This is a genomic window from Pseudoduganella sp. HUAS MS19, assembly GCF_053615455.1.
In genome coordinates this window covers 2,691,892-2,717,467 of record NZ_CM132133.1, presented here as the reverse complement: position 1 = coordinate 2,717,467, position 25,576 = coordinate 2,691,892, and the positions used below count along the sequence as shown (strand labels likewise).

The 25,576-nt window shown below is 60.3% G+C and carries 28 protein-coding genes and 2 tRNA genes; 7 read left to right on the top strand and 23 right to left on the bottom strand.

What is annotated here, in order from left to right:
• Positions 1 to 759: 759 nt before the first annotated feature.
• From ACWBU6_RS12535 to ACWBU6_RS12510, 6 genes are all read right to left on the bottom strand, one after another.
• Positions 760 to 1,230 carry a glutaredoxin domain-containing protein gene (locus ACWBU6_RS12535; RefSeq protein WP_452649111.1) on the bottom strand — a complete coding sequence of 157 codons (471 nt, stop codon included), beginning with the start codon at positions 1,228 to 1,230 and terminating at the stop codon, positions 760 to 762.
• Between the two features lie 272 nt (positions 1,231 to 1,502).
• Positions 1,503 to 2,228, bottom strand: a complete 726-nt coding sequence (locus ACWBU6_RS12530) for a LytR/AlgR family response regulator transcription factor (RefSeq protein ID WP_452649110.1) — start codon at positions 2,226 to 2,228, stop codon at positions 1,503 to 1,505.
• A 1-nt stretch (position 2,229) separates the two neighbouring features.
• Positions 2,230 to 3,291 carry a sensor histidine kinase gene (locus ACWBU6_RS12525; protein WP_452649109.1) on the bottom strand — a complete coding sequence of 354 codons (1,062 nt, stop codon included), beginning with the start codon at positions 3,289 to 3,291 and terminating at the stop codon, positions 2,230 to 2,232.
• Complete coding sequence (locus ACWBU6_RS12520) at positions 3,291 to 4,049, bottom strand: LiaF transmembrane domain-containing protein (protein WP_452649108.1); 759 nt, start codon at positions 4,047 to 4,049, stop codon at positions 3,291 to 3,293. The genes ACWBU6_RS12525 and ACWBU6_RS12520 overlap by 1 nt, the downstream gene beginning before the upstream one ends.
• Positions 4,049 to 4,405: a LiaF transmembrane domain-containing protein gene (locus tag ACWBU6_RS12515; RefSeq protein WP_452649107.1), complete on the bottom strand. Its 357-nt coding sequence runs from the start codon at positions 4,403 to 4,405 to the stop codon at positions 4,049 to 4,051. The genes ACWBU6_RS12520 and ACWBU6_RS12515 overlap by 1 nt, the downstream gene beginning before the upstream one ends.
• A gap of 164 nt (positions 4,406 to 4,569) precedes the next feature.
• Positions 4,570 to 4,725 (bottom strand): hypothetical protein, encoded by a 156-nt coding sequence (locus tag ACWBU6_RS12510; RefSeq protein ID WP_200951567.1) that lies wholly within the window; start codon positions 4,723 to 4,725, stop codon positions 4,570 to 4,572.
• 473 nt (positions 4,726 to 5,198) lie between these two features.
• Between ACWBU6_RS12510 and ACWBU6_RS12505 the strand changes: the two genes are divergently transcribed.
• On the top strand, positions 5,199 to 5,750 hold the full coding sequence (locus ACWBU6_RS12505) for an FxDxF family PEP-CTERM protein (RefSeq protein ID WP_452649106.1): 552 nt from the start codon (positions 5,199 to 5,201) through the stop codon (positions 5,748 to 5,750).
• A 43-nt stretch (positions 5,751 to 5,793) separates the two neighbouring features.
• On the opposite strand, the gene ACWBU6_RS12500 is transcribed toward ACWBU6_RS12505, so the two are convergent.
• The 10 genes from ACWBU6_RS12500 to ACWBU6_RS12455 all read right to left on the bottom strand — a co-directional run bounded on the left by ACWBU6_RS12500 (position 5,794) and on the right by ACWBU6_RS12455 (position 14,922).
• Positions 5,794 to 6,126 carry a hypothetical protein gene (locus tag ACWBU6_RS12500; protein WP_452649105.1) on the bottom strand — a complete coding sequence of 111 codons (333 nt, stop codon included), beginning with the start codon at positions 6,124 to 6,126 and terminating at the stop codon, positions 5,794 to 5,796.
• 10 nt (positions 6,127 to 6,136) lie between these two features.
• Positions 6,137 to 7,291 (bottom strand): formate dehydrogenase subunit gamma, encoded by a 1,155-nt coding sequence (locus tag ACWBU6_RS12495; protein ID WP_452649104.1) that lies wholly within the window; start codon positions 7,289 to 7,291, stop codon positions 6,137 to 6,139.
• Positions 7,292 to 7,302: 11 nt separating this feature from the next.
• A complete protein-coding gene (locus ACWBU6_RS12490) occupies positions 7,303 to 7,524 on the bottom strand; it encodes a hypothetical protein (RefSeq protein WP_090436928.1) in 222 nt (73 codons plus the stop codon).
• Positions 7,521 to 8,123 (bottom strand): formate dehydrogenase FDH3 subunit beta, encoded by a 603-nt coding sequence (gene fdh3B, locus ACWBU6_RS12485; RefSeq protein ID WP_452649103.1) that lies wholly within the window; start codon positions 8,121 to 8,123, stop codon positions 7,521 to 7,523. The genes ACWBU6_RS12490 and fdh3B overlap by 4 nt, the downstream gene beginning before the upstream one ends.
• Before the next feature lie 10 nt (positions 8,124 to 8,133).
• Positions 8,134 to 11,100: a formate dehydrogenase subunit alpha gene (locus ACWBU6_RS12480; RefSeq protein WP_452649102.1), complete on the bottom strand. Its 2,967-nt coding sequence runs from the start codon at positions 11,098 to 11,100 to the stop codon at positions 8,134 to 8,136.
• 12 nt (positions 11,101 to 11,112) lie between these two features.
• The gene (locus tag ACWBU6_RS12475; RefSeq protein WP_452649101.1) at positions 11,113 to 11,310 is read right to left on the bottom strand and encodes a hypothetical protein; all 198 of its coding nucleotides are present in this window, start codon (positions 11,308 to 11,310) and stop codon (positions 11,113 to 11,115) included.
• Between the two features lie 68 nt (positions 11,311 to 11,378).
• A complete protein-coding gene (locus ACWBU6_RS12470) occupies positions 11,379 to 11,939 on the bottom strand; it encodes a TorD/DmsD family molecular chaperone (RefSeq protein ID WP_452649100.1) in 561 nt (186 codons plus the stop codon).
• The gene (locus ACWBU6_RS12465; RefSeq protein WP_452649099.1) at positions 11,936 to 14,074 is read right to left on the bottom strand and encodes a 4Fe-4S binding protein; all 2,139 of its coding nucleotides are present in this window, start codon (positions 14,072 to 14,074) and stop codon (positions 11,936 to 11,938) included. The genes ACWBU6_RS12470 and ACWBU6_RS12465 overlap by 4 nt, the downstream gene beginning before the upstream one ends.
• The gene (locus ACWBU6_RS12460; RefSeq protein WP_452649098.1) at positions 14,049 to 14,459 is read right to left on the bottom strand and encodes a DUF3306 domain-containing protein; all 411 of its coding nucleotides are present in this window, start codon (positions 14,457 to 14,459) and stop codon (positions 14,049 to 14,051) included. The genes ACWBU6_RS12465 and ACWBU6_RS12460 overlap by 26 nt, the downstream gene beginning before the upstream one ends.
• The gene (locus tag ACWBU6_RS12455) at positions 14,449 to 14,922 is read right to left on the bottom strand and encodes a DUF3305 domain-containing protein (protein ID WP_452649559.1); all 474 of its coding nucleotides are present in this window, start codon (positions 14,920 to 14,922) and stop codon (positions 14,449 to 14,451) included. Before ACWBU6_RS12455 ends, ACWBU6_RS12460 begins: the two co-directional genes overlap by 11 nt.
• Before the next feature lie 122 nt (positions 14,923 to 15,044).
• Here ACWBU6_RS12455 and ACWBU6_RS12450 point away from each other — a divergent pair, with 122 nt between their 5' ends.
• Positions 15,045 to 16,112, top strand: a complete 1,068-nt coding sequence (locus ACWBU6_RS12450; protein WP_452649097.1) for a type II asparaginase — start codon at positions 15,045 to 15,047, stop codon at positions 16,110 to 16,112.
• Between the two features lie 53 nt (positions 16,113 to 16,165).
• Here the strand turns inward: ACWBU6_RS12450 and ACWBU6_RS12445 are convergent, their stop codons facing one another.
• Positions 16,166 to 17,056: a LysR family transcriptional regulator ArgP gene (locus tag ACWBU6_RS12445; RefSeq protein WP_452649096.1), complete on the bottom strand. Its 891-nt coding sequence runs from the start codon at positions 17,054 to 17,056 to the stop codon at positions 16,166 to 16,168.
• 107 nt (positions 17,057 to 17,163) lie between these two features.
• Here ACWBU6_RS12445 and ACWBU6_RS12440 point away from each other — a divergent pair, with 107 nt between their 5' ends.
• The 3 genes from ACWBU6_RS12440 to ACWBU6_RS12430 are packed head-to-tail and all read left to right on the top strand — an operon-like array spanning position 17,164 to position 20,296.
• Positions 17,164 to 17,766: a LysE/ArgO family amino acid transporter gene (locus tag ACWBU6_RS12440; RefSeq protein ID WP_452649095.1), complete on the top strand. Its 603-nt coding sequence runs from the start codon at positions 17,164 to 17,166 to the stop codon at positions 17,764 to 17,766.
• An 8-nt stretch (positions 17,767 to 17,774) separates the two neighbouring features.
• Entirely contained in the window at positions 17,775 to 19,790 is a 2,016-nt protein-coding gene (locus ACWBU6_RS12435; RefSeq protein WP_452649094.1) for a spermidine synthase, read from the top strand.
• A gap of 35 nt (positions 19,791 to 19,825) precedes the next feature.
• Entirely contained in the window at positions 19,826 to 20,296 is a 471-nt protein-coding gene (locus ACWBU6_RS12430) for a Dps family protein (protein ID WP_452649093.1), read from the top strand.
• 3 nt (positions 20,297 to 20,299) lie between these two features.
• Here the strand turns inward: ACWBU6_RS12430 and ACWBU6_RS12425 are convergent, their stop codons facing one another.
• Both ACWBU6_RS12425 and ACWBU6_RS12420 read right to left on the bottom strand, forming a co-directional pair.
• On the bottom strand, positions 20,300 to 20,932 hold the full coding sequence (locus ACWBU6_RS12425) for an NAD-dependent dehydratase (protein WP_452649092.1): 633 nt from the start codon (positions 20,930 to 20,932) through the stop codon (positions 20,300 to 20,302).
• Positions 20,933 to 20,944: 12 nt separating this feature from the next.
• Positions 20,945 to 21,121: a hypothetical protein gene (locus tag ACWBU6_RS12420; protein WP_452649091.1), complete on the bottom strand. Its 177-nt coding sequence runs from the start codon at positions 21,119 to 21,121 to the stop codon at positions 20,945 to 20,947.
• Between the two features lie 117 nt (positions 21,122 to 21,238).
• Here ACWBU6_RS12420 and ACWBU6_RS12415 point away from each other — a divergent pair, with 117 nt between their 5' ends.
• Positions 21,239 to 21,934 carry an SOS response-associated peptidase gene (locus ACWBU6_RS12415; protein WP_452649090.1) on the top strand — a complete coding sequence of 232 codons (696 nt, stop codon included), beginning with the start codon at positions 21,239 to 21,241 and terminating at the stop codon, positions 21,932 to 21,934.
• 65 nt (positions 21,935 to 21,999) lie between these two features.
• Here the strand turns inward: ACWBU6_RS12415 and ACWBU6_RS12410 are convergent, their stop codons facing one another.
• The gene (locus ACWBU6_RS12410) at positions 22,000 to 22,572 is read right to left on the bottom strand and encodes a PEP-CTERM sorting domain-containing protein (RefSeq protein ID WP_452649089.1); all 573 of its coding nucleotides are present in this window, start codon (positions 22,570 to 22,572) and stop codon (positions 22,000 to 22,002) included.
• Positions 22,573 to 22,911: 339 nt separating this feature from the next.
• On the opposite strand from ACWBU6_RS12410, the gene ACWBU6_RS12405 reads away from it, so the two are divergent.
• Complete coding sequence (locus ACWBU6_RS12405; RefSeq protein ID WP_452649088.1) at positions 22,912 to 23,787, top strand: DUF7305 domain-containing protein; 876 nt, start codon at positions 22,912 to 22,914, stop codon at positions 23,785 to 23,787.
• A gap of 144 nt (positions 23,788 to 23,931) precedes the next feature.
• Here ACWBU6_RS12405 and ACWBU6_RS12400 read toward each other — a convergent pair.
• From ACWBU6_RS12400 to glmM, 3 genes are all read right to left on the bottom strand, one after another.
• A tRNA-Arg gene (locus ACWBU6_RS12400) sits at positions 23,932 to 24,008 on the bottom strand.
• Between the two features lie 78 nt (positions 24,009 to 24,086).
• Positions 24,087 to 24,163, bottom strand: a tRNA-Pro gene (locus ACWBU6_RS12395).
• A 54-nt stretch (positions 24,164 to 24,217) separates the two neighbouring features.
• On the bottom strand, positions 24,218 to 25,570 hold the full coding sequence (glmM, locus tag ACWBU6_RS12390) for a phosphoglucosamine mutase (RefSeq protein WP_452649087.1): 1,353 nt from the start codon (positions 25,568 to 25,570) through the stop codon (positions 24,218 to 24,220).
• Between the last annotated feature and the right edge of the window lie 6 nt (positions 25,571 to 25,576).

Genomic DNA, 25,576 nt, shown 5'->3' with positions numbered 1-25,576 from the left:
AATGGGAGCTCGATATTCTCCGGACGATGGAAAAGCGCTTTTTAGCCCAGGTCTGTTCGTCTGCGCATCGCTCGATTTCCATTGCGGATTGCCGATCGCCATGCTCCGTGCACGCGTCGAGCTCCTTCAGCAAATCGGAGGCCCGCTTACGGTTGCGATGATACCGCTCTGTGTATGTGGCAGAAAAGACCGTGCCTATGACGCCTACCAACGTCACGAGAACGCACAACGGAAGGTCAACGAGGTTAATTTTGCTGTCGTAAACTGCTACGGCCACCAGTGCCGAAGCTACCGTCATCGTTTGCGCCGCAACTGTAGCTCGAAGGTTTTCGGAATGCCGGCCTTGATTCCGGCGCTCCGATGAAAGATCCCACAGGAGCTTTCTTCGGTCAGGGTTTGTTGGTGGGGTGGTTGCCATAGCGTTCCGTATGATATGAATGGGCACGATACCTGTCGGCTGAACGCGCAGCCGTTAAGCCGTCAGGTTGATTAACCGGTTAGGGGTTTTGATATGTTCGCTCCAGATCGGTTCTCCCGGATGATGCTCATGGATGGTTTCGACTGCTCGGCCCGTACCTCTGCGCTCTCGGAAGGGCATTCCAAATTCTCGAAGTCCGATTCGGAAATTGCATCGGAGCCGCAGCAGATCGGTGTCCCGCATTTTCCGGCACCACGCAGCGCCTGTTTTAGTCCGTGCGTAGTAATGGCCTCGCGGCGGTAAGGGACCTCCGCAGCGAGTCATTGTTTGCCAGACGACACTCAGCGCCTGGCAAAGAATTCGTCATACGCCTCTTTGCTGTAGCCGCGTAGACCCTCACCGTCCTTGAGCAGGTAAGGAACTCCGTTTTCGGTGCTCGCTTTAGCGAACGCCGTCTTCCCTTCAGGAGTGTCGATGTTCACTTCTTTGTACGCTACCCCGCGCTGGGCAAGATAGGCTTTCGCCTGACGGCAGTATCCACACCAGGCTGCACTGAACATGACCGTTCCAGCATTAGGACTGGTCGTGGGCTTCGCTTCCTTTCGAAGGCGGGCCAGTTCGCCAGCTGTTGCACTTGGCAAGGCCGTGTTCGGAAGACTTTGGGTGTGCAGCGTCTTTTCGATCTTTCCATTTGCGGGAGGGCGATCGCTATAAACAATCTTTCCATCCTGTCCAACGAACTTGTATAGCGTCTGGGTCATGCCCGGCGAGGAGACGAGCATCAATGCGGTGATTATGCAGAAGCGGATCATGTGTGCCCTAACGCCTAACAAGGCTGTAGAAAAGCCCCGTCTCGCGCGAGCTTGCGCCAACCTCCGGGATTTTTTTCCAGTAACTCAGTTGATTTTTTATCATTTTGCTAGTTTGCCGCAAACTACCTGTTTCAGGCAAGTGATGGCACGCCTGCAGCTTCATTTGCGCCCCCATGGCGCAAGCCCAAGGGCCAAGCGCAATTCAGCCTGCAGCCATCTAATGAATGCGGTCTGTCCGCGGAGGATACCCTCCGCGAGTTCCGCTGCAATTCTCATAGGCCCTTCACTTTCTGGTAGCCACTGCGGCTGACTGGAATTCTGCGGCCATCTTTCAGCACCGCGCAGTGGCTGTCTTTGGTCGCCTGCTCAATGCGTTCGATGCGTTCCACGTTGACGATCCATGAACGATGCAGCCGCACGAAGCGGCTCTGGTCAAGCTGTTCTTCCAACTCCGACAGGCGCTGGTTCTTCAGGTAAGGCTTTCCCTCCGCCAGGATCTCGACGTAATCGTCCTGGGCTTCGATGGAGTCGATGCGTTCAGCGGCAATCACGTGCACACGCGAGCCGTCACGAATCAGCACACGCTCCAGGGGGCCATTGCGAGTCGCAGCCTCGGTCGCCATCTGCGCTACCGGCGGGCGCGCACTTCCCAGGCGGGTGCGGACATGCGCCACTGCCTGGTCCAGGCGTTCTTGAGGATACGGTTTGAGCAGATAATCGATCGCGTGCACTTCGAAGGCCTTCAACGCGTACTGGTCGTAGGCTGTGGCGAATACGTAATGCGGTTTGCTGCCGGCGAGCTCCACCACTTCAAAGCCATCCAGCTTGGGCATCTGGATGTCGAGGAACACCACGTCCGGTTCCAGTTCGGCAATCGCCTTCACGGCCTCGAAGCCGTTGCCGCATTCGGCCACCACTTCCACATCGGCGTGGGCTCGCAGGTATTCCCGCATGACGCCGCGGGCTAATTCTTCATCATCGACAATGATGACGCGCATTTCAGGACTCCTTCGTCTCGGCGGGCAGCGTCAGCGCCACCCGGTAACTGTTGTTTTCGTGTGTGCAGTGCACGCTGGCCAGGTGGCCATAGGCCGCTGCCAATCGTTCCCGTACATTGACCAGGCCAATGCCATTGCCCTTGCGGGATGGCGTGTCCGGGTCGGTATCGTTTTCCACGGTGACCTTCAGGCGCGAGCCTTCGCGGCGGGCGTCGATGCGCACCGTGCCGCCTTCCGGCATGCCGCCGATGCCGTGCTTGACGGCGTTCTCCACCAACGGCTGCAGGATCATCGGGGGCAGCAGGCATGGCAACGCTGCCTCATCCACTTCCTGCTCCACGCCAAGCCGCGCGCCGAAACGCACTTTTTCAATTGCCAGGAAGTGGCCGACCAGGCGCACCTCCTCTTCCAGCGTGATCTTGCCCTGCGCTTCAATGCCCAGGCTCTGGCGGAAGAAGTCCGACAGGCGTTGCGTCATGTCGCGGGCACGCTTGGCGTCGATCGATGTCAGCGCACTGATCGAGTTCAGGCTGTTGAACAGGAAGTGCGGGTCGATCTGGGTGCGCAGCATGCGCAGTTCCGCGTCGCGCGCCAGCAGCTTGGATTCCAGTTCGCGCTGTTCCGCCTGGCGGGCCCGGACAAACTCGCTGACCAGGTAATTCAAACTCGCCAGCAAGCCATACATCAGGATGCCGAGCGAGAACAACAATGCCGTCAACTGCGGGCGGATCGCAATGCCCTGGACGTCGAACGATTCAGCAGCGGCATTCCAGAGCCGCATCAGGAACACCCACAAGAAGCCGGCCCACACGGCAGCAGTCAGCATCGACACCAGGATCACTGCCGGACTGCGTTCGCGCAACGGGTTGGCCTTGCACATGTAGTAGGCCGAGAAGCCGGCCCCGACCGAAAACAGCAAGGTCACCGGCACTGCGAACAGCATGGCGCGCAGCCAGGGTTCGTCGCCCAGCTGGGCCACCGCCCCGCCCAGGCCTATGCCCAGCAACAGCCAGACCGTCAGGTACAGCAGCGCACCGCTGCGGCTGGTCAACACGCTCTGCATCAGTTGCGGACTTCCAGGCCGCCCATGATGACGGTGCCGCGGATCACCAGGCGCTTGCTGCTGTCCTTTGGCTCCATGGTCTTTTCTTCGAAGCCGCCCAGGATAGGCGTACCTTCCAGTTCCACCGTCCAGTCGGTTGGCACCTTGACCGAAATACCGCCCATCAGGGCGAACACATTCAGTACCGCCGAGCCGTTCAGCGATGCGGTGCGCATGTCCAGGTCAATGCCGCCCATGATGCTGGTCAGGTCGCCACCGCGGAAGTCCTGCGTGGTCACCTTGCGCTGGAAACCGCCGAGGATGGCCGTCAGGTCCAGCACGCGCTCACTGGTCTCGCCTTCCGATACGCCGAACACGAAGCTGTCGTCGGCGAAATCTTTGGCGGCAGTGCTGTCGCCGTCCGGCTCCTTACGCCGCTTGCTGGCACGGAACACCATCATCAGGCCTACCCCGATAATCCCGATCGGGAAGATGACCTTCCAGCTGAAGTAAATCAGGCCCAATCCCTTCAGCAGCGATAATGCGCCAAAGCCGATCATGAAAATGCCTGCTACTGCTGCCCCACTGCCGCGCCGCGGCGCCTGCGCCAGGGTCGAAGCGCCAAATACCATCAGGATGACGGGCCAGAAGTGCACTCGCAGGTCGAGGTCGATCCAGCCTAGGTTATCGATCAGGAACAGGAAGCCGGCCAGGATGACGCCGGCACCAATCAGCATCTGGGATGTGGTGTTACGTTCGCGATGGCTGCGGTTGCGCATTATTGGTTCTCCTCTTTATTGGCGCTGTATTTAATCACAAATGGCTGCACCAGCAGGCAAATGCCGGCGATGATAACCAGGATGGGCCAGCTATTGTGGAAGGTCAGGCCCCAGATATGTTCGAACGACATGTAAAACCAGCCGGCAAAGGCGATGTGGCACAGGCCATCGAGCACATGTTTCGGCGTGGTCGGCGGGATCAATTTGACTGCGCCGAATGCCATGGCCAGGAAAGGCCAGTAGCGCCACAGTTGGCCGATTGGCGGAATATCGATGTCGGTCAGGAACAGCACGCCGACTGCGATCACGATCAGGCCCCAGAGCAGCTGGCTGCGCGATTGCATTTCTTTGCTCATTTTTTGCTCCCCGTTGATTGGATGGATGAACGATAGCGGGGGGCGGGAGGCGGCGAAACGGCTTTTCGGTGAACGACGGCGGCGGCTCGGTGAATGGCGAACAATTCAGCGAACGGCGAAAAAAAACCCGCCGAAAGCGGCGGGTCATGTGGCAGTACGGGGGTCTAGCGCCCTGTTTCCATCTTCGGCTCGAACAACATCAAACCCCAGCCCAACTGACGGCGAATCTCCTCTGGCGATGGAGGTGGCTTGGCGGCTTGAGAACGGCGTTCGAGGTACTCCCTTACCACGTACTTGGATGGGTGGTTGGTCTGGGTCATGATAGGCCTCCGTATTCTGTTTTTGGGCCGGTGCCTCGCTGCGGCAGTAGCCGGCCAGGTTGTCTGGTAATGAGCGCTTGGCGCTTCGATCACGCTTCCATCTTATTTTCCGGCCCGCTTGCATACGGTGCGTTTGCTCACAATTCCCCCGTCAGTTCGGCTCTTGTTCCTGTCGGAATCGGACTACGCGATGTGGCGGAAAAGCCTTGCGGGCTCGAGCACACAAAAATTTTTCCCTTGACGTTCTTCGGCGCTTTACCTGTGCCCCGCAGGCCTGGTCGAGCTCTGTACGCTTGCAAACATACACACTTCATTAGTGAACTAATGGCCGGAGGGGGTGGGCTATATTGATCGTCGTTGGTAAGCAGGAAAGGTTATGTTTTCAGCAGGCCACTGACGATATAACCAAGCAATCTCTTGCACACTGACAACCGCTTCACCTTCACAACAACACTATCTCAAGGGGTATTAACATGAAGAAAGCGTTTCTTAGCAAGGTAGCCGGAACATTGATGCTATCCGCAGGGCTGTTCGCCAGCTCCGGCGCTATGGCACAGACCACCCTGACCTTTGATGCAGCAGGCAATGCCATCTTCGGCGCACTGCACGCGACTGCCGGGGACTATATCGATACTTACCTGTTCACCGTGGATACCAACGCAACCTATGCGAGCGGTAGCGTGGTGGTAGGTAAAACCTGGATCGATGGTTCGCGCCTGGCAAACTATGGCATCACTGGCATTGAGTTCTTCAAAGTTGAAGCCGACAGCAGCCAGACTCCCCTGTCCACCACCTTCGACACTTCGTCCGGTATCGAGTTCTTCCCGATCGATGCCCTGATGTCGGGGAACTATGGCTTTACGGTCACCGGCAGCACCGCCATCGCAGGCTTGGGCGGTTCCTATGCTGGTAACCTGAACCTGGCGGCTCCGATTCCGGAACCAGCTACCTATGCGATGCTGCTGGTAGGCGTTGGCCTGCTGGGCCTGGCTTCCCGTCGCAAGTCCAACGACAAGCTGGGCTAAGCCGCAACCACTCCCCCCGTGGAAACCCGCTGCGGCGGGTTTTTCATTGCTTCTTCTTGCCCGCCTCGGGCACCGGCTTCGCATCAGCGACACCGACTTCCCTGGTAGCAGCCACCTGGGCCACATACGGCCCGGGATCGGCGCATGGCGGCAGCGCCGCCGATGGCTTGGCGCTGCTTGCTTTTGCCTTGAAATAGTGGGCCGCTACGCGATCCTGCGCCTGGCATAGCTTGTAGGCGGCAACCTTGTCGTTCCAGGCCTGCTTGTCTTTTGCCGCTGCTGCGGCGGCCTTCTGTTCTTCGGTAGGCGCTGGCAGTTTGGCTTGCGCGGCGCAGCAGCCAGCCAGCAGTACCAGGGCGACAATAGGCTTGTTCATGGCATGCTCCTTAGACAGTCTTGGGTGCGGGCGGCGGTACCGTTTCGCCATCGTGTTCAGGGGCACGCACGCGCGGCACTTTGCCGTCCACGACTTCCTGGTACCAGATATCGTGGTGCTCGCGCGCCCAGGCATCATCCACAAAACCCTCGCGCATGGCTTTGTACGCGCCTTCCATGCCTATGGTGCCGAGGTAGATGTGGCCAAGGGCCAGGCCCATCATCAGCACGGTAGCCGTGATGTGCAGCAGGTTCGCGCCTTGCATCACGAAGCGGGTGTATTCAAGATTGGGCACCAGCTTGTCGAGTACGAGGCCGGATGCACTGGCCGCCAGGCCAAGGAAGGTGACACCGCCCCAGAACCACAGCTTTTCACCGGCATTGAAACGGCCGGCGGGGGCGTGGCCCTGGCCGAACATGCCGCCCAGCCTGGCCAGCCATTTGATGTCGGCAACGATAGGGAAGTTATCTTTAACGAAAAGAATAAAGGTGGCGACGATCGAAATCGTGAACAGCGGGCCCACGAAGTTGTGGATGGTTTTCAGGGCATAGGTCAGGTAGCCGAACAGGCTGTGCCCGATAACGGGCATCAGCACAAATTTACCGAACATCATGCACAGGCCCGAGACGGCCAACAGGACGAAGGTGATGGCTGTGGTCCAGTGCACGAAACGTTCGGTTGGCGTGAAGCGCTGGATTTTGCGGCCGGTTGGCGGCGAATGGACCTTGATCGGGCCTTTGGCGAAATACATCACGGCGATTGCGGCCAGCACGCCGAGGATCAGCCAGCCGCCAATGCTCATCATGGGGCCATTGCGGAAGCGGCGCCATGCTTCGCCTGCCGTCGTCGCCACGGGCTGGCCAGGAAGCTGCGCCTTGGGCTGGATCAGTACGCCGGCTTCGGGGTAAGGCAGGCTGCTGTAGTGCGTCTCCCCTGCCACGACCTGGCGCCATACCGGCGCGTTATTGCCCGGCTGGTCGCGCGTGCGTTCGGCCTGGTTCTGCTTGAGAATGTCCACCGGTTCCACGCGCGGCATTGCGCTACCGGACGCCTTGCCGCTGGCCACTGGAGCGGAGGCGTCCTGCTGGCGCGGCACAGGGGTGTCGGCTGCGAGGGACGTGCCGGCGGCAAGTGCCACGGCCAGCATTGCCAACCATCGTTTCATGGCGAACCTCCCTAGCGGTTGGTTTTCACGTACTCGTTCTGCAGTTGCCCGCGTTCGCGCACCTGCTTGTCCCATGAAGCCTTGTCGCCCGGCGTCCAACCCTTGGCTACTTGCGCCGTACGTGCCCCCTTGTATCCCGGCTCATCGCCGCGATTTACCGCGCTGCCCTGCTTCGACTGCGAAACCTCGCCGCAGCCAGCCAGCGCCAGCAGCGCTACCAGATAGAGCTTCATGATTTCGCCTCCTGCTTGCCGTAAGCGGTACCCCAGCCCCATACCTCGCTGCCCTTGCCGCGTGTGACAACCCGGGTGCGGAAGATGTCAGCCACCACATCGCCATCGCCGCCTAGCAGCGCCTTGGTTGAACACATTTCGGCACAGGCCGGCAATTTACCCTCGGCCAGCCGGTTACGGCCATACTTTTCGAATTCGGCCTGCGAGCCGTTTTCTTCAGGACCGCCGGCGCAAAAGGTGCACTTGTCCATCTTGCCGCGCAAGCCGAAGGTCCCGTTGGAGGGGAACTGCGGCGCACCGAAGGGGCAGGCGTAAGAACAGTAGCCGCAGCCGATACAGGCGTCCTTGTCATGCAGGACCACCCCCTCCTCGGTGCGATAGAAGCAATCGACCGGGCACACCGCCATGCAAGGCGCGTCGGAGCAGTGCATGCACGCCACCGAAACCGATTTTTCCTGCCCGACGATGCCGTCGTTGATGGTCACAACGCGGCGCCGGTTCACGCCCCAGGGCACCTCGTGCTCGTTCTTGCATGCTGTCGCGCAAGCGTTGCATTCGATGCAGCGCTCGGTGTCGCAAATGAATTTCATCCGTGCCATGGCAATCTCCTCAGCCCGCGAAGCGTTCGATATTGCAGATGGTCGTCTTGGTCTCCTGCATCATGGTGACCGAGTCATAGCCGTAAGTCGTGGCCGTGTTGACCGCCTCGCCGCGCACAATCGGCGCCGCGCCTTCCGGGTAATATTCCAGCATGTCCCTGCCCTGCCACCAGCCCGAAAAGTGGAAGGGAATGAAGGCCGTGTCCACGCCTACGCGCTGGGTTACCAGTGCCCGCACCTTGATGCGCGCGCCGGTCGGCGTCGACACGATCACGTAGTCGCCATTGCGGATGCCCCGCTCCGCAGCGGCCTTCGGGTTGATCTCGACGAAATTCTCCTGCTGCAGCTCGGCCAGCCATGGATTGGAACGCGTCTCTTCCCCGCCACCTTCGTATTCGACCAGCCGACCGGAAGTCAGGATGATCGGAAACTTCTTCGCCAGCCCATCGTCGACCGCCTTCTGCTGCACGGTCTTGTACAGCGTAGGCATGCGCCAGAAGGCTTTTTTGTCTTCGTGGGTCGGATACTTGGCCACCAGGTCGGGCCGTGTGCCGAACAGCGGCTCGCGGTGCAGCGGTACCGGATCGGGGAAATTCCACACCACGGCGCGCGCCTTGGCATTGCCGAATGGGTGCACGCCATGTCCCTTCAGGCATACGCGCTGGATCCCGCCAGACAGGTCGGTTTTCCAGTTCTTGCCTTCTGCCGCCAGCTTCTCGGCATCGGTCAGCTCCTCCCACCAGCCCAGCTTTTTCATCAGCACGTGGTCGAATTCCGGGTAGCCGGTCGTAATATCGGCCCCTTTGGAGAATGAGCCGTCTTCCGCCAGCAGGTTGACGCCCTCGCGCTCCACGCCGAAATTGGCGCGGAAATTGCCGCCGCCATCCATCACGTGCTGGCTGTTGTCGTACAGGTTGGCCGAGCCGGGATGCTTGAGTTCCGGGGTGCCGTAGCAAGGCCAGGGCAAGCCGAAATAGTCGCCAGTTAGGTCATAGCCGGTCTCCGCATCCTTGCCGCCTTTGCAGCGCAGGGTCTTCACGTCGAACATGTGCATATTGCGCATGTGCGCCTTCAGGCGTTCCGGCGACTGGCCGGTGTAGCCGATGGTCCAGCTCCCCCGGTTGATTTCGCGCAGCATGTCTTCCGGTTCCGGCTCCAGCATATTGCCCTTGCCCGGGACCAGCTTGATCCTGGCCACCAGCTGCTTGCCAAAACCCAGCTTCTCCGCCAGCTGGTACATGATCATATGGTCCGTGCGCGATTCGAACAGCGGCTCGATCACTTTCTCTCGCCATTGCACCGAACGGTTCGATGCCGTCACCGAGCCGGAAGTTTCGAACTGGGTAGCCGCCGGCAGCAGGTAGACGGCGCGGTTGGCATTGACTTCCTGTCCTTCCACTTTCATCGCGGCCATGGCGGCAGTGGCGGACGGATACGGGTCGATCACCACCAGCATTTCCAGCTTGTCCATCGCCTTCTTCATTTCCAGGCCGCGCGTTTGCGAGTTCGGCGCATGGCCCCAGAAGAACACTGCCTTGACGTTGCTGTCCTGGTCGATCAGCTCGTTCTTCTCCAGCACCGCATCGACCCAGCGCGACACAGTCGTGCCGGACTTTTCCATCATGGCTTGAGAGGCGAACTGGCTCTTGACCCACTCGTAGTCCACGCCCCATACGGAGCACCAGTGCTTCCAGGCGCCGGTAGCCAGTCCGTAATAGGCCGGCAGCGAATCGGGGTTCGGCCCGACGTCGGTCGCGCCCTGCACATTGTCGTGGCCGCGGAAGATATTGGTGCCGCCGCCGCTCTTGCCGACGTTGCCCAATGCGAGTTGCAGGATGCAGGAAGCGCGCACGATCGCATTGCCGATCGAGTGCTGTGTCTGGCCCATGCACCACACCACGGTGGAGGGGCGGTTCTTCGCCATTGTCTCCGCCGCTTGCAGCACCTGGGCTTCCGGCACGCCGCAGGCCTCTTCCACCTTATCCGGCGTCCATTTGGCGACTTCTTCGCGTACCTTGTCCATGCCGTAGACGCGGGCCGCAATGTATTCCTTGTCTTCCCAGCCGTTCTTGAAGATGTGCCACAGCATCCCGTACAGGAAAGGAATGTCCGAACCTGAGCGGATGCGGATGTACTGGTCGGCCTTGGCGGCAGTGCGCGTATAGCGCGGGTCGACTACGATCATCTTGCAGCCGTTTTCCTTCGCGTGCAGCATGTGCAGCATCGAGACCGGATGCGCTTCCGCAGCGTTGGAGCCGATATACATGGCCGCTTTGGCGTTCTGCATATCGTTGTAGCTGTTGGTCATGGCGCCATAGCCCCAGGTATTCGCCACGCCGGCCACGGTGGTCGAATGGCAGATGCGCGCCTGGTGGTCACAGTTATTCGTGCCGAAGAAGGAGACGAATTTGCGCAGCAGCTGCGCCTGCTCGTTATTGTGTTTCGACGAGCCGACGAAGAAGAGCGAATCCGGGCCATCCTTCTTTTTCAGGTCCAGCATCTTTGCCGAGATTTCCTGCAAGGCCTGGTCCCAGCTGATACGCTGGTATTTGCCATTGACCAGCTTCATCGGATATTTCAAGCGGTATTCGCCGTGCCCATGCTCGCGCAGTGCGGCGCCCTTGGCGCAGTGCGCGCCCAGGTTAAGCGGTGAATCGAATACCGGTTCCTGGCGAATCCAGATACCGTTCTCCACCACCGCATCAACCGCGCAACCCACCGAACAGTGGCTGCAGACCGTGCGCCGCACGACCTGCCTGCTACCGCTATCAACAGCGGCAGGATCTTTCGCCTGCGCCTTGCGCATCAGCGAAATCTGCGATGCCGCCAGCCCCATGCCGACACCAATGCCGGAGCGTTTCAGGAATGCGCGCCGGTCCATGGTCGGCAAGGCCCGTGCCAGGCTGCCTTCCAGGCTCGATGCAATTCGTCCAGGCGTACGGAGGCCGGCTGGCCCTTTGCGTGTAAGGAGCGTCATGTTGCCCTCCACTCAGATCTTGGTGGTGCGGTAGTACTTCTGGATGTGTTCTGTGAGGCGGTAGCCGGAGCCGGGAGGCGGTTCCGGTTCTGCTGGCGGCGTCGTGCCAGGCGGACTACTCGCCATTTTCGCGGCGATGCCGGCAGCGGCCAGGGCCCCCATGCCGGTGAAAAAAGACCGTCGTCCGGAGTTGGATTGCGTTGACATCATGGTCTCCCATAACCAACAACAGTTAGTCTTTTAACACTAGCACAAATGTTTTAACAATGCATTAATGCTTAGTCCATATCGAACGCCTGGGCTTCCACATCCACGAAGCTGCGCGCCAGGCCGGATACTGCCCGGTAGTAAGCCGCCCCGGGATGGGCCTCGATCGCGTCGAAAAGCTGGCGTGCCCATGGCTGAATGTGCGCGCTAAAAAATTCCTTCTGTGTTGCAATGCTGCCATGCAGCAAGCGCATTGCATCGCACAGGGCGGCGAAATGGTCTTCGCTTTCGGCCAGGTGTTCGGAGCGCTCGAGGCCAAGCCGCTCCAGGTCTTGACGCAATGCCGCCAGCGGCTTTTCCATCAGAAAGCCTGACTGGTAATAGGAGCCGTACAGCATGACATCGGGCTTGCCGGTCCCGATGAACAGCGCCTCATATTCCTCGCGCGCGCGCGCTGCATCGGTCTTGCTGCTGGCGGATTGCAGGCCGCGCCATGCATCGGCCAACACACCGTCGCCTTCAATGGCTGCGCTTTCGATCAGGTCCAGAACGGCTTGCGATGGTGGGCCATAGAACAGCATGGAGAGCACGCCATACAGTTCGGAACGCGCATATTCTTCGTCTTCGGTCATTGGCGTTTTACCTCAAAGATGGAGACTTCTTTTTCCGGCTGCATCATGTCGATCACGCGGCAGTCGGGGCACATGCGGATGCGGTCGAGGTTTCCGGAGAAGGCCCCGTGGCCCGCGAGTTTGTTGACCATATTTTCCACCATTTGCTGCGTGCCGAAGGGTTTGCGGCACTTGATGCAATGGTACGGCTGGGCTTCATGGAGGACGCGGGCTTGCCTGGCTGTTGTGCCCAAAGCAAGGCGCGGCCGCAGGCTGAGTGCCTGCTCGGGGCAGGTGTTCACGCACAGGCCGCATTGCACGCAGTTCGACTCCGTAAAGCGCAGCTGCGGTGCCTGGGGGTTGTCGGACAGGGCCGATGCGGGGCAGGCGCCGACACAGGCCATGCAGAGCGTGCACCTGGCGGTGTCGATCTCGACCGTCCCAAACGGTGCGCCGTTGGGGAGAGCGATGCAGTCCTGAGGGCTTGGCGCGTGCCTGGTCAGGTGCGTGACCGCGAAATCGAGCGTTTCCCGCTTCGCCGCCGCGACATGGAAGGTCGCTGCCGGCACCCCTGGCATTGGCCCCGCCGCCGCAGATGCACTCGCGGGCGGGCGGCCGGCGCTGGACGAAGCAGTGGCGGCGAAGCGTTGCAGCTCGCGGTCAAGTTCCGCCGCGTCGCGCGCGCGGAGCACGTGCAGCTGGATGCCGCTGTAGCCTAAGCCGTCGATGATCGCTTGCGCGAATGCCATTTGCCCTGCGATCGCATCGAGGTATTGCGGCGCCTCGCAGCCGGTCGCCAGCACCGCCACGTCCACCGCACCATACGCAACCGCGGCAAGCCACAAATCCATCCCCACCGATGCAATATGATGCACCGGCAAAGGCAGCACACGCGATGGCACGCCATGCGCCGCGCCAGCAGCCGCAAGCTGCCCCAGTTCGCCCACGAACGCATTGCCCTCCTCGTCGCTGTGCACCAGCAGCGCTGGCCGCAAACCGCCGGCGCGTGCATAGGCCGCCAGCATGGTCCGGATGCGTTCGCCGAAATCAGGAGCGCGCGGCCACGCATACGTCAGCGCGCCAGACGGGCACACGGTCGTGCACGCCCCACAACCGGCGCACAGTTGCGGCGATACCTTGATATGGTCGCCCGCGTTGCCAATCGCCTCGGCCGAGCAGATATCGATACAGGCATTGCAGCCCGGCTGCCGGCTGCGGCTATGCGCGCAAATGCTCTCTTTATATTGGAAGAAGCGCGGCTTGCTGAAGGTACCGACCAGTTCCAGCATCTGCATTGCAGCCAATGCAGCCGCTGCCTCGTCCGCGCCGGGTGCAAAATAGCCCTGCGGCGGCTGGTGCATGCGCAGCAAAGGCGTGTCGCCCAGATCGAATACCAGGTCGAAATCACCGCTGCGTTCTTTGTCGGCGCGATCGAAGTCGATCGCCGCCACCGCACCGCAAGCCGCGACGCAATCGTGGTGCGACCGGCAGGCATCCATCTCAATCTGGTAGGCCAGGCCGATTGCGCCTTCCGGGCAGGCCTGCACGCAGGCATTGCAGCGCGTGCACAGTTCAAGGTCGATCGGATTGGACTGCCGCCAGCTCACATGGAACGCACCCAGCCAGCCTTGCACGCGAGGCGTGCTGCCGCTGAAAGTGGGCCACGAGTGCCCGGCAATCGCCGCATCCCGCCCGTCCGTAAGCAGCACGCTCACCTGGAGTTGCCGCTCCAGCTTGCGCGCCCATGCCAGCACACGCCGCGCCGGGCCAAGCAGCAACACGCGGCCTTCCGATCGATATTCAACTTCCGGCACCGGTTCCGGATCGGGCAAACGGGCAGCGGCCAGCAAGGCCGCCATCTTGGGCGTAGCGTGACGAGACTCCTCGCTCCACCCGCCCGTCTCGCGCAGGTTCACGAAATGCAGCGGCGCCACGGCGGATTTCATCTCCGCCAGTTCTCGGAAGAGCGGTTCCTCCTGCGTGCAAGCGATCACGATGCGCTGTGCGCCTTCCAGCGTTTGCAGGTACTGGCTGACTTCACGGCGGCAAAGCTGGCTGGCGACCGGCAGCGCGCCTTCGCCGAGGGCGCTGCCAATGGCCGCACCATCCATCGGCATGGTGTTGTTGCAGTTACAGATCCTCGTCTTTTGGCTCATCGTCTTCTTCCGAGTCGAATTCGCGCGCGATCAGGTCCCGGGCATGATTGAGGGCTGCCACCATCAGGGGCGTCAGGGGTTCGAATTTGTTGTAGTCGCCAACGTAGGTGTCGAGGCCGTCCATCTCGTTGAAACGCGGGTCCGCAAACAGCTTCTTCAACGCAGCGCGCCGCACGGTTTCATCAACGCCTCGCGCGACGAAGGGAGTGAAATCGGAATCGGGCGTCAGGCTTTCCACCTGCTCAAGGGTCGGAGCCGGCGCATCGGTTGCCGAAGATTCGCCTGCGACAGCTGGGTGCTCGGCGACGGTGGCGGGGGCGCCAGGCTCCTGGCGAGCCTCCGCCTTCACGCGCGACCAGCGGGCGAAGAAAGTCTCAGCGGCCACCTCGCCCCTCCCTTTCCGCACGCGCCATTTGCTGAACCGCGGCACCGCCTTCGAAGGAAGGCCGGCGGCGCTTGCCCTTCGGCTCCGGGCGGTAATACTCCGCCACAAATGCTCCAAGCCTCTCCACAAGTACCGGGGGCAAGGGCAAGGTATCGACCTGCTCGCCACCATCCATCAGGCGCGCCGCCTCGTTATAGGACAGCGTCACGAATTTCGGCACAGCCAACTCCCCTTCCAGCCGCCACATGATGAACCAGCACGGCGACCCGGAATCGAGATTCAGGAAGTAGCCTTCCGCCTCGTCGGAATACAAGCGCATCGACAGCCCAGGGTAAAGCCACAAGGTCTCGGAAGGATCGTCCCGCAAACAACACGGCGCGCCGGCAGGTAATGGCGACAAGACGACCTCCGCCGGCAACCACTGCGATGGTTGCCAAATGCTTTTCAATGCTTTGCGCTGCATGACCACAGCGAGACTTAGTGCGTCTGTTTCCACTGGCATTGTCCTTGCTTAGGAAGTACAGCCATACTGCACCAAATCTAGTAACATGCGCAACATTCTTAAAACTAACCACAGGAGAACTTATGCAACGCAACACAGCCAAGCACTTCATTTTCACCCTGTTTGCATTCTTGATCGCATTCAGTGTTCATGCAGAGAAGCTTCCTAACATCACGATTCTTGCCACAGGCGGAACCATTGCCGGCTCGGGCGCCACTTCCACGACCACGGTGGGCTACACCGCCGCGACAGTCGGCGTCCAACAATTGATAAACGCAGTGCCGGAACTGTCCAAGATTGCCAACGTCACCGGCGAGCAAGTGTTCCAGATCGCTTCAGAAAGCATGACCAATGAACATTGGCTGACCCTCGGCAAGCGCGTCAACACCCTGCTGGCACAGCCGAACGTCAACGGGATCGTCATCACCCACGGTACCGACACCCTGGAAGAGACCGCCTATTTCCTGAACCTGGTCGTCAAGTCGCGCAAGCCGGTGGTGCTGGTGGGCGCCATGCGCCCAGGCACCGCCCTGTCGGCAGACGGTCCGATCAACCTGTACAACGCGGTATTGATTGCCGGTAGCCAGGATGCGGTTGGCAAAGGTGTACTGGTGGCCCTGGGCGATCAAATTCACGGCGCCCGCGACGTTACCAAGACCAATACCTCGACCCCGGATTCGTTTAAAACCCCTGAATTGGGCATGCTGGGTTATGTGCAGGGTCCTAAAGCATTCTTCTATCGCACTTCGGCCCGCAAGCATACCGCCGACACTGAATTCGATATTTCCAACCTGAACACCCTGCCGCAAATCGATATCGTTTATGGCTACGCGAATATGAATTCGGTGGCGCTGAATGCCTTTATTGCGGCCGGCGCGAAAGGGATTATCCATGCAGGCGTGGGCGATGGCAGCGTGGCAGCCAAAGTAAAACCTGAACTGGCTGCAGCGCGCAAGAGCGGCACCATTATCGTTCGCGCCAGCCGCGTCGGTAACGGCATCCTGGCCCGCAATGGCGAAGCAAATGACGATGAACTGGATTATGTAGTCGCCGATACCCTGAGCCCGCAAAAGGCGCGCATCTTGCTGATGCTGGGCATGGCCAAGACCGCCAATACCAAAGAACTGCAGCGCATGTTCTACACGTATTAAACCCACTGTGTGAAATCGCGCCAACTACTGGCGCGATTGCACCAACTTCCAGCCTAGCGATCCAGCGCCCGCCCTGCAGCGGCAAGCACCTGCTCTGTGAGCAGTTCAAGCTTCGGCGACTGGATCCGCCACGAGTGCCAATAGAGGTGGATATCGAGGTATTTGCCCGGCACTAAATCGGCCAGCTCCCCCGATTCGATCAGCGACTTATACTGCTGGCGCGGCAGCATGCCGTATCCCATTCCCAGCCGGATTGACTCCACGAACGGATCGCTGGAAGGAACATAATGAATGGGATAAGCGCCCAACGGCAGTCCCAGCTCCCGCTCGATGAATATCTCTTGCAGCGAATCTTTACGGTCAAAAAACATCACCGGCGCTTTGCGCGCGGCTTCGCGGTTAAAGCCATCGGGAAACCATTGTTTGACGAACCCCGGCTGGGCCAATAAGCGGTAGCGCATGAAGCCCAAGTGTTGCGATCGACAGCCGCGCATCGGTTCCGGCTCGCTGGAAACACCAGCGAGCACCAATCCTTTTTCGAATAGCGAATAAGTATGGTCCTGGTCGTCCAGGATTATCTCCAGCAGGATGTTTTCGCGATTCAGGAAAGCGCTCAACTCCGGCAAGAACCAGGTGCCGAGGGTATCGTTATTTACCGCCACCGGAATGCGTGGCGGCAGGGCCTCGTCGGCTTTCAGTTCAGCCAGGAATTCCTGTTCCATCAACCGGCTGCGGCGCAGGTATTGCACCAGCCGCTGCCCGGCGCTGGTCAGGCGAATGGGGCGGCTGCGAATCAGGAGCGGCGAGCCGACTGCCGATTCCAGACCGCTGACCCGCTGCGATATGGCCGACGGCGTCAAATGCAGGGCGGCCGCGGCCTGCTCGAAACTGCCGGAATCGATCACCGCCAGCAAAGCCTCGCCTTGTCGCGCGTCTGGAATCATCCCCATCACCTTTAGCAAAATTAATGAATACTGAATTATCTTAATCCAGCTTCATTTGCGGGGCCAGTGGCGGCAAAATTCGGGCTCCACAACAGGAGCAAAGAAAAATGCAGAGTTATGTAAACGGTTTGGGGCTCGGCGCGAGCCTGATCATGGCCATCGGCGCCCAGAATGCCCATGTGCTGCGGATGGGCATCAAACGCCAGCATGTGGCGCTGACGGTTGCCGCTTGCATCGTGATCGACGTTGTCCTGATTGCACTTGGCGTCGCCGGCGCGGGCGCCGTGATCCAGGATTCGCCGCTCCTGCTGGCTGCTGCCCGCTGGGGGGGCGCTGCCTTCCTGGCCTGGTACGGGCTGCGCAGCTGGCGCGCGATGCTGACGCCCAAATCGCTGGACGTCGACGCTGTGGCGCCGGCACCGGATGCCAGGCAGGCGCTGGCCAGCGTGGTCGCGCTCTCGCTGCTGAATCCCCACGTCTACCTTGATACGGTGGTGCTGCTTGGCTCCATCGGCGGCAGCTACCCGGACGGCCAGCGCGTGGGCTTTTCGGCAGGCGCCATGACCGCCTCCCTGCTGTGGTTCAGCGCACTGGGCTTTGGCGCGACGCGCCTCGCGGGCGTGTTCGGGCGCCCCCTGGCCTGGAAGTGCATTGAAGGAATGACCGGCGCGGTCATGCTGGCGCTCGCCGCGGGGCTTATCATGAGTTAGTATTTCTCATGCTTATCCTCTACGCCGGAACGATCGTCCTCAGCGCTTTCCTGCTATTCCAGGTGCAGCCCATCATTGGGAAAATGGTGCTGCCCTGGTTCGGTGGCTCCGCGGCTGCGTGGACGGTTTGCATGCTGTTCTTCCAGGTCACCCTCCTGCTGGGCTACCTGTACTCCCACCTCACCAGCCGCTACCTGGCGCCGCGCCGCCAGGCATGGCTGCATGCCGGCCTGCTGCTCATCGCAGTACTGGCACTGCCCATCCTCCCCAGCGATAGCTGGAAGCCGGCACCAGGCGACGACCCGGCGCTCCTGCTGCTCGGCTTGCTTGCCGCAACCATTGGCCTGCCGTACTTCCTGCTCTCAACAACGGGGCCGCTGGTCCAGCACTGGTTTGCCCAGGAACGTCCCGGCAGCGTGCCTTACCGCCTGTTTGCCCTGTCCAACTTCGCTTCCCTGCTTGGCTTGCTGAGCTATCCGCTGCTGTTCGAGCCACGCTTTGCCGTCAAAGAAATGTCCACCTTCTGGTCAGCGGGCTTTGGCCTGTTTGCCCTGTTTTGCGGCGCCCTCGCCTTGAGTGGCCGCAACCGCAATGCTGCGCCCCATACCTTGCGCGAAGATGCGATGGCAGGCAAGCCGACCTTGCACGACAGCCTGTTGTGGTGTGGCCTCGCCGCCGTACCAACGGTGGTGCTGATGGCGGCCACCAGCCACCTGACTGCCAACATCGCGCCGGTGCCCATGCTTTGGGTACTGCCGCTGGTGATTTATCTGCTGACTTTCATTCTCTGCTTCGAAAGTGCGCGCTGGTACAAGCGCTGGCTCTTCCTGCCACTGATGGCCCTGCTGACGCCGCTGCTGGTTGCCTGCAGCACCTTCCCCAGCCTGATGCCGCGCGGAATCATATGGCCCACCCTGCTCTTCAGCGCCTGCATCTTCACCTACTGCATGGCATGCCACGGCGAGTTGGCGCGCCTCAAGCCGCAAGCTACCCACCTGACCGCCTACTACCTGATGATTGCAACTGGCGGGGCGATTGGCGGCCTGTTCACCGGCTTGCTGGCACCGCGCATGTTCAATGACGACTACGAACTGATCCTTTCCTGTATCGCCGCCGTCTGCATCGTCGGTGTCGCATGCCACCACCGCCCATCGGCGCCGATGCAGCGCGGAGCACGCATCAAGGCTGCGGTGTTCTTCACCACCCTGGTCGGCGTCTTGTGGGCCGCCAATGCGATCTGGCCAACGACACCGTCGATCAAGGCCCGCAATTTCTATGGGACAGTCAAGATCAAGGATACGGAACCCGGCGCCGGCCAGGTGCGCCAGCTCACCCATGGCACTATCGTGCACGGCCGCCAGTTTCTCGAACCGCAAAAGCGGCGCTGGCCAACCACCTATTACGGCAGCAACAGCGGTGCCGGCATTGCCATTGCCGCCAGCCGCAATGGTTCGGCACAGCATGTCGGCGTCATCGGCCTGGGCGCCGGTACCATGGCGGCTTATTGCCGGCCCGGCGACATCTACCGCTTCTACGAAATCAATCCACTGGTGCTCGATTTCGCGGACCATTATTTCACCTTCCTGCGCGATTGCCCTGCCAGGAAGGAAATCGCTCTTGGCGATGCACGCCTGGTGCTGAATGCCGAAGCGCCGCAACAGTTCGACGTGCTGGCGGTAGATGCCTTCTCTGGCGACTCGGTGCCGGTGCACCTGCTGACCACGGAGGCCTTCAACATCTATTTCCGCCACCTGAAGCCGGATGGCGTGCTGGCGATCCACATCTCCAACCGCTACCTGGACATGGCGCCAGTGGTCAGGCGAGCCGCGGACAGCTTCCGCCGTACCGCTTTCCTGTCGCAGAACGCCTCCGATCCGCAGCGCGGCACGACTGCGGCCACCTGGGTCCTGATAGGCCAGCGCGAGCGCCTGGTGCCCTATGCAGGATTGCAGGAATTGCCCTCAGCGCCGGATGTGCGCCCCTGGACGGACGATTACAGCAGCCTGTTAGGAATCATGAAATAATCGTCAAGCAATTAACCGATCGAAAGGAATACGCAATGAAGATTGATATTGGCCTGTCCGACGACAGCCGCGCACGCATTGCCGATGGCCTGTCCCGCCTGCTGGCCGACAGCTACTCGCTTTACCTGATGACCCACAACTTCCACTGGAACGTGAAGGGTCCCATGTTCAATTCCCTGCACCAGATGTTCATGACACAATACACCGAGCAGTGGACCGCGCTGGACCTGATTGCAGAACGCATCCGCGCACTGGGCTACCCCGCTCCGGGCACGTATGCCGAGTTCGGCAAGCTGAGCACCGTCAAGGAAGTGTCCGGCGTACCAAAGGCGATGGACATGGTGCGCCACCTCGTCACAGCGCAGGAAGCGACCGCACGCACTGCCCGTTCCCTGCTGCCGGTAGTGGACGAAGCGAACGACCAGCCGACCGCCGACCTGCTGACCCAGCGCCTCGACGTGCACGAAAAAACCGCGTGGATGCTGCGCAGCCTGCTGGAAGAATAGGCCTCAGGCCATCCTGTCCGAAGTAATGATGTGCTCCCCCGGCTGAGGGTGCATTGCAGCGTCAAACATGGCGCGCGCAATGTGCCCGGCCGGATTGATGCGCCATGCGCGCGGCAGCACCGGCGCCAGCGCCGACAGGATCGGCACCAGGATTTTTTCGCCCAGACGGAATTCGTCACGTAGGCCGCCAATCAAGCCAGGCCGCGCAATCACCAGCGATTCGAATCCCAGCGAGCGTACCCCATGCTCCACCTCGCCCTTCACCCGGTTATAGAAAACGCTCGATCCGGCGTCAGCGCCCAGTGCTGAATTCAGCACGAATGCAGGCGTGCCATGCTGGCGCGCCAGCCGCGCCACGGCCATCGGATAACTATAGTCCACCTTGCGGAAGGCCTCCTGCGAGCCCGCCACCTTGATGGTCGTACCCAAGGTGCAGATCACAGCATCGGCCTGCCACCAGGGTTCCAGCGCCGGCAAGCGGTCAAAGTCAACGATCGGCGCCACCAGCTTAGGGTGCGGCTCCAGCCTCCGGCGCACAGGCGCAATGACTTGCGCCACCTCCGGCGAGGCCAGCGCCAGCTTCAATACCACGCGGCCGACAAGGCCGGTCGCTCCCACCAGGAGTAGATTTTTCATGCAGGAATGATATCAGTCCGCATTCCTGATTGCATTGGCCCGCCGCCGCAATTCCCTTGCCGTGGCAAATGGCCGGTCCTCCTCCAGGCACGGCTCTCCCTTGAGTTCCTCGCGAAACGTCCAGTGCAAATGACTCGCCCGTACCACCAGCCTGCGCAGGCGCTTGATCTCCCACAGCACGGCCAGCATGTCGTCATTCTGGTTTCGCAGCCAGATTTCACGTAGCTGAGCGGCAGTTAGCGGCTTTCGTGTAACTGTATGCATATACAGTAGTTTAGCAAGCACAATCGGGTTAGCATAGCCCCCATGTGTACCAATTACCGCCCCACTTCGCGCGACCTGCTGCAGGAAATGATGGACATTGACCTGTCCAACATCGCCGGCATGGAATGGCCCGACGAGACCTGGAAGGACTACGACGCCCCCATCATCCGCCTTGGCCTCGACGGCCAGCCCGAATGCGTCGTTGCCTCCTTCGGTTTTGTGCCGCGCCGCCATGCGCCAGCGGCAATGCCATCGCTCACCACCATGAATGCCCGCAGCGAAACCATCGGCCAACTACGTTCCTACAGCAAATACTGGCGCGCAAGCCAGCTTTGCCTGGTTCCGATGACAGGATTTTACGAACCGAATTACGAGTCAGGCAAAGCCGTGCGCTGGCAGATCAGCATGGCAGATAGACGCCCCTTCGCCGTGGCCGGCATGTGGCGCAGTTGGGAAGAAGCAGACGGCGGCATCAGGCATTCATTCACCCAGCTAACCATCAACGCCGACGAACACCCCTTGCTGAAGCGTTTCCACAAACCCGACGACGAAAAGCGCACCTTGGTTGTGGTACCACCGGAAGCCTATCGCGACTGGCTGTCCTGCCGCGATCCCGAGTTTGCCCGCGCCTTTCTTAACCCTTATCCCCACGACCTGATGCAGGCATGGGCAGACCCACGCCCACCGGCCAGGAAAAAAGCGTCCGAACCGCAGCAGCAATCACTGCTGGATCTGTAGCTTCAATTGAAAAGGGCCGCGCCCTGCGCAATGCAGAACCCGGCCCTTGGCAAGAATGCCAGCAATCAGGCTTTGCGACGGCGCGCTACTGCCAGGCCAGCAAGGCCCAGTCCAAGCAGCATTAAGGAAGCAGGCTCAGGAACCTTGGCCGAATCGACGGTGAAGGTCGCATTCGTCACATGCAACTGCCAGCCCGGATAACCGATTGGCGACGCGAACATCTGCAACTTGACGATAGGGTTCAAGGTCCAGTCAATCGAGTCCAGCTTGAGGTTGAGGTTTTTCAGCGCGTTGCCATCTTTCGCGATGTCAAAAGCCTGGGTCGTCCAGCTATGCAAGCCGCCTGCAACGTGCACGTTGAACAAATTGACACCGTCCGAGAACAGGCCGATCAGAACATGGTTGCCCGCCGGATCCTGGCCGCCCCAGCCCTGGTCTTTAATGTTCATCGAGCTGGTCAGTCCGAAGATCTCATTGGTGCCGTGTGCCAGCGTGATGCTGGACATCTGTTGCACCTTCCAGCCTCCGTTGGAATCCATCGACACCGGGGTCGTGGTTTGGATCACATTCGCGGAAGCGCCAGCCATCAGGGAAATCGACAGGGCGGTAGCCAGGGACAGTTTCTTCAGCAGTTTCATTTTCACTTTCTTAATTAAATTTACGTGAGGACATCACAAATTATTTTTAAGCAATTCTCATGCCAATATGGAAATTTTGTTTGAAAACAATGATCTGCTGAGGACGTGGGATATTCCGGGCGGGCACATGTAAAAAATTTCGACACCATACGTCTTAAGTGGGGTTGCAACAAAGTCAATCTTTATTAGTTTTTTAATGTCGATAAACTTTACATCCAGCACCCGTTGCGGATGCACGGGGCCGTTACATTCTTTATTAATCAAAGATTTATAACTACATGGCCTAGAACTTGCTTATGGAAATCCTTAATTGCCAGTAGCAAATTTTAGATATCATTTATGAACTTCAAGCTCCTCGCCGCCGCCCTCCTTGCATCCCCGACCTTTGCCAATGCCACACCATTTACTCTTCTCGCAGGTGGCAACATCAATCTGGAACAAGGCAGCAACGTCGTTGGTAACGTTGGCGCTAAAGGCAACATTCACGCTAAATATGAGTCGCAGGTAAGCGGCAACCTGGCTGCTGGCGGCAACATCACTCTTGAGCAGAAATCCCAGGTCAAAGGAAATGCGACTGCCGGCAACATGGTTGAGGTGAAATACCAGGCCAATGTGACCGGCAACGTTGCCGTCAAGACGAATTCACCGTCGCTGAATGCCTTGCCGCCCGCCACCGATTTCAAGGCTGGCAGCAATGCGTATGGCCTTAAATCTGGCGCTACTGGAGAAATGGCGACAGGTCAGTACGGCAAGGTCAATCTCGAGTACGGCTCGACCCTGAAGCTGAGCGCAGGCTCGTACTACTTTGACTCGCTGACAGTCGGCGCCGAGAGCAGATTCATCTTCGACCTATCCGGCGGCGCGATTAACCTATTTATCGACGGCAACGTCAACATTGACTCGAAGTTCGATTTCGAAATGCTGAACGGCAGCGCCAACGATATCTACACAGAAACCAAGGGCAACTGGACACAGGGTGCATGGGGCGAATGGTTCGGCACCTTGTTCGCTTCCGGCGCGGACAGCACTTTGCACTTCAACCAGGACTCAAAACTGGGCGGCACGTTCATCGTGCGAAAGAACATCCAATTAAACCTGGGCAGCAGCGTGACCGCAATGCCGGAGGAAACTGCAGAAGTTCCAGCGCCAGGCAGCCTGCTACTGCTGGCAATTGGCCTGGTGTCGTTGGCACTGTTCCGTCGTCGCTATGGCTGAACTTATCAAAGCAAGTCCAAGTGGCCACTGCGTCATCCTTTGACAAGGGGCCACCTGGAAACTCTGCTGTGGCCGCGCACGGCCGACCCGAAAGCTTCAGATACAAAAAAAGGACCAAGAAGCATCTTAAGTCCTTGAAGTAATTGGCCTGCCCTGCAGGAATCGAACCTGCGACCCTCGGCTTAGAAGGCCGATGCTCTATCCAACTGAGCTAAGGGCAGAGTCGCGGGCGATGCAATGATAAGCCATGCCGCAAATGAAAAGCGGGTTGTCCAAAGACAACCCGCTCGAGAATTTCCTGGTCGGAGTACAAGGATTCGAACCTTGGACCCCCTGCTCCCAAAGCAGGTGCGCTACCGGGCTGCGCTACACTCCGATGAACGAATAATACCCCGGCGAGGCATTATCCGTCAATGTCACGCGGGCAACTTTATGCTGCCAGCGCCGTTTCGACTTTATCGGCGATGCGGCGCGCCATGCTCTGGGCTTTGTCGGCGTCACGCGCTTCGACCATGACGCGGATCAGCGGCTCGGTACCGGAAGCGCGGATCAGCACGCGGCCGGTGTCGCCCAGTTCGGCTTCCACCTTCTCTTTTTCCGCGACCATGGCGGCATTTTTCTGCCAGTCGAAACCGGCTGGCACGCGCACGTTGATCAGGGTTTGCGGGAACAGCGTGACTTCGCCGGCGATCTCAGCGAGGGTCTTGCCGCTGCGCTTGAGCGCGGACAGTACCTGCAGCGCGGAAATGATGCCGTCGCCGGTGCTGTGCTTGTCCAGCGCCAACAGGTGGCCACTGCCCTCGCCGCCCAGGATCCAGCCTTTTTCCTGCATCACTTCCAGCACGTAGCGGTCGCCCACCTTGGCGCGGGCGAAGCCGATGCCCTTCTGTTTCAGCGCCACCTCGACCGCCATATTGGTCATCAAGGTTCCGACGGCGCCGGCCACACCGCCATTGGCTACGCGGTCCATCACCATCACATACAGCAGCTCGTCGCCGTTATACAGGCGGCCGGTCGCGTCGCACATGATCAGGCGGTCTGCGTCACCGTCCAGCGCGATGCCGAGGTCGGCCTTGTGCTCGAGCACGGCGGCAGCCATGGCTTTCGGCGCGGTGGCGCCAACGCCGTCGTTGATGTTCAGGCCGTCCGGCTTGTTGCCGATGGCGACTACTTCCGCGCCCAGTTCATGGAATACATGCGGAGCAATGTTGTAGGCGGCGCCATGGGCGCAATCGACTACGACTTTCAGGCCGCGCAGGTCCAGCTCATACGGGAAGGTGCTCTTGCAGAATTCGATGTAGCGGCCCTGGGCGTCGTCCAGGCGGCGGGCGCGGCCCAGCTTTTCCGGCGATACGCAGTCCATCGGCTGGTCCAGCATCGCTTCAATGTCGAGCTCGACCGCGTCGGGCAGCTTGGTGCCCTGGTCGGAGAAGAACTTGATGCCATTGTCCTGGAACGGGTTGTGCGATGCGGAGATCACTACGCCGGCCTGCAGGCGCAGCGCGCGCGTCAGGTAGGCGATGGCCGGGGTCGGCATCGGACCGGCCAGCTTGACGTCCACGCCGGCTGCCGAGAAGCCCGCTTCCAGCGCGGCTTCCAGCATGTAGCCGGAAATACGGGTGTCCTTGCCGATCAGGACGGCTGGGCGGGAAGTACCCGTCGCGGCGGTCTTGGCCAGCACCTTGCCTGCGGCATAGCCGAGGCGCATGACGAAGTCGGGGGTGATCGGAGCCTGGCCCACCAGGCCACGTACGCCATCAGTACCGAAATATTTGCGTGCCATATTGTG

Coding starts and splice junctions, on each gene's coding strand:
- ACWBU6_RS12505 (WP_452649106.1), top strand. CDS start 5,199: ATGAAGAAAGCGTTTCTTAGCAAGGTAGCCGGAACATTGATGCTATCC.
- ACWBU6_RS12530 (WP_452649110.1), bottom strand. CDS start 2,228: ATGCGCGTCATCATTGTCGATGATGAAGAATTAGCCCGCGGCGTCATG.
- ACWBU6_RS12410 (WP_452649089.1), bottom strand. CDS start 22,572: ATGAAACTGCTGAAGAAACTGTCCCTGGCTACCGCCCTGTCGATTTCC.
- ACWBU6_RS12535 (WP_452649111.1), bottom strand. CDS start 1,230: ATGATCCGCTTCTGCATAATCACCGCATTGATGCTCGTCTCCTCGCCG.
- ACWBU6_RS12455 (WP_452649559.1), bottom strand. CDS start 14,922: ATGCAGCGCAAAGCATTGAAAAGCATTTGGCAACCATCGCAGTGGTTG.
- ACWBU6_RS12500 (WP_452649105.1), bottom strand. CDS start 6,126: ATGAACAAGCCTATTGTCGCCCTGGTACTGCTGGCTGGCTGCTGCGCC.
- ACWBU6_RS12510 (WP_200951567.1), bottom strand. CDS start 4,725: ATGACCCAGACCAACCACCCATCCAAGTACGTGGTAAGGGAGTACCTC.
- ACWBU6_RS12420 (WP_452649091.1), bottom strand. CDS start 21,121: ATGCTGGCCGTGCTGTGGGAGATCAAGCGCCTGCGCAGGCTGGTGGTA.
- ACWBU6_RS12415 (WP_452649090.1), top strand. CDS start 21,239: ATGTGTACCAATTACCGCCCCACTTCGCGCGACCTGCTGCAGGAAATG.
- ACWBU6_RS12465 (WP_452649099.1), bottom strand. CDS start 14,074: ATGAGCCAAAAGACGAGGATCTGTAACTGCAACAACACCATGCCGATG.
- ACWBU6_RS12425 (WP_452649092.1), bottom strand. CDS start 20,932: ATGAAAAATCTACTCCTGGTGGGAGCGACCGGCCTTGTCGGCCGCGTG.
- ACWBU6_RS12490 (WP_090436928.1), bottom strand. CDS start 7,524: ATGAAGCTCTATCTGGTAGCGCTGCTGGCGCTGGCTGGCTGCGGCGAG.
- glmM (WP_452649087.1), bottom strand. CDS start 25,570: ATGGCACGCAAATATTTCGGTACTGATGGCGTACGTGGCCTGGTGGGC.
- ACWBU6_RS12515 (WP_452649107.1), bottom strand. CDS start 4,405: ATGAGCAAAGAAATGCAATCGCGCAGCCAGCTGCTCTGGGGCCTGATC.
- ACWBU6_RS12445 (WP_452649096.1), bottom strand. CDS start 17,056: ATGATTCCAGACGCGCGACAAGGCGAGGCTTTGCTGGCGGTGATCGAT.
- ACWBU6_RS12475 (WP_452649101.1), bottom strand. CDS start 11,310: ATGATGTCAACGCAATCCAACTCCGGACGACGGTCTTTTTTCACCGGC.
- ACWBU6_RS12430 (WP_452649093.1), top strand. CDS start 19,826: ATGAAGATTGATATTGGCCTGTCCGACGACAGCCGCGCACGCATTGCC.
- ACWBU6_RS12520 (WP_452649108.1), bottom strand. CDS start 4,049: ATGCGCAACCGCAGCCATCGCGAACGTAACACCACATCCCAGATGCTG.
- fdh3B (WP_452649103.1), bottom strand. CDS start 8,123: ATGGCACGGATGAAATTCATTTGCGACACCGAGCGCTGCATCGAATGC.
- ACWBU6_RS12495 (WP_452649104.1), bottom strand. CDS start 7,291: ATGAAACGATGGTTGGCAATGCTGGCCGTGGCACTTGCCGCCGGCACG.
- ACWBU6_RS12435 (WP_452649094.1), top strand. CDS start 17,775: ATGCTTATCCTCTACGCCGGAACGATCGTCCTCAGCGCTTTCCTGCTA.
- ACWBU6_RS12405 (WP_452649088.1), top strand. CDS start 22,912: ATGAACTTCAAGCTCCTCGCCGCCGCCCTCCTTGCATCCCCGACCTTT.
- ACWBU6_RS12480 (WP_452649102.1), bottom strand. CDS start 11,100: ATGACGCTCCTTACACGCAAAGGGCCAGCCGGCCTCCGTACGCCTGGA.
- ACWBU6_RS12525 (WP_452649109.1), bottom strand. CDS start 3,291: ATGCAGAGCGTGTTGACCAGCCGCAGCGGTGCGCTGCTGTACCTGACG.
- ACWBU6_RS12440 (WP_452649095.1), top strand. CDS start 17,164: ATGCAGAGTTATGTAAACGGTTTGGGGCTCGGCGCGAGCCTGATCATG.
- ACWBU6_RS12470 (WP_452649100.1), bottom strand. CDS start 11,939: ATGACCGAAGACGAAGAATATGCGCGTTCCGAACTGTATGGCGTGCTC.
- ACWBU6_RS12450 (WP_452649097.1), top strand. CDS start 15,045: ATGCAACGCAACACAGCCAAGCACTTCATTTTCACCCTGTTTGCATTC.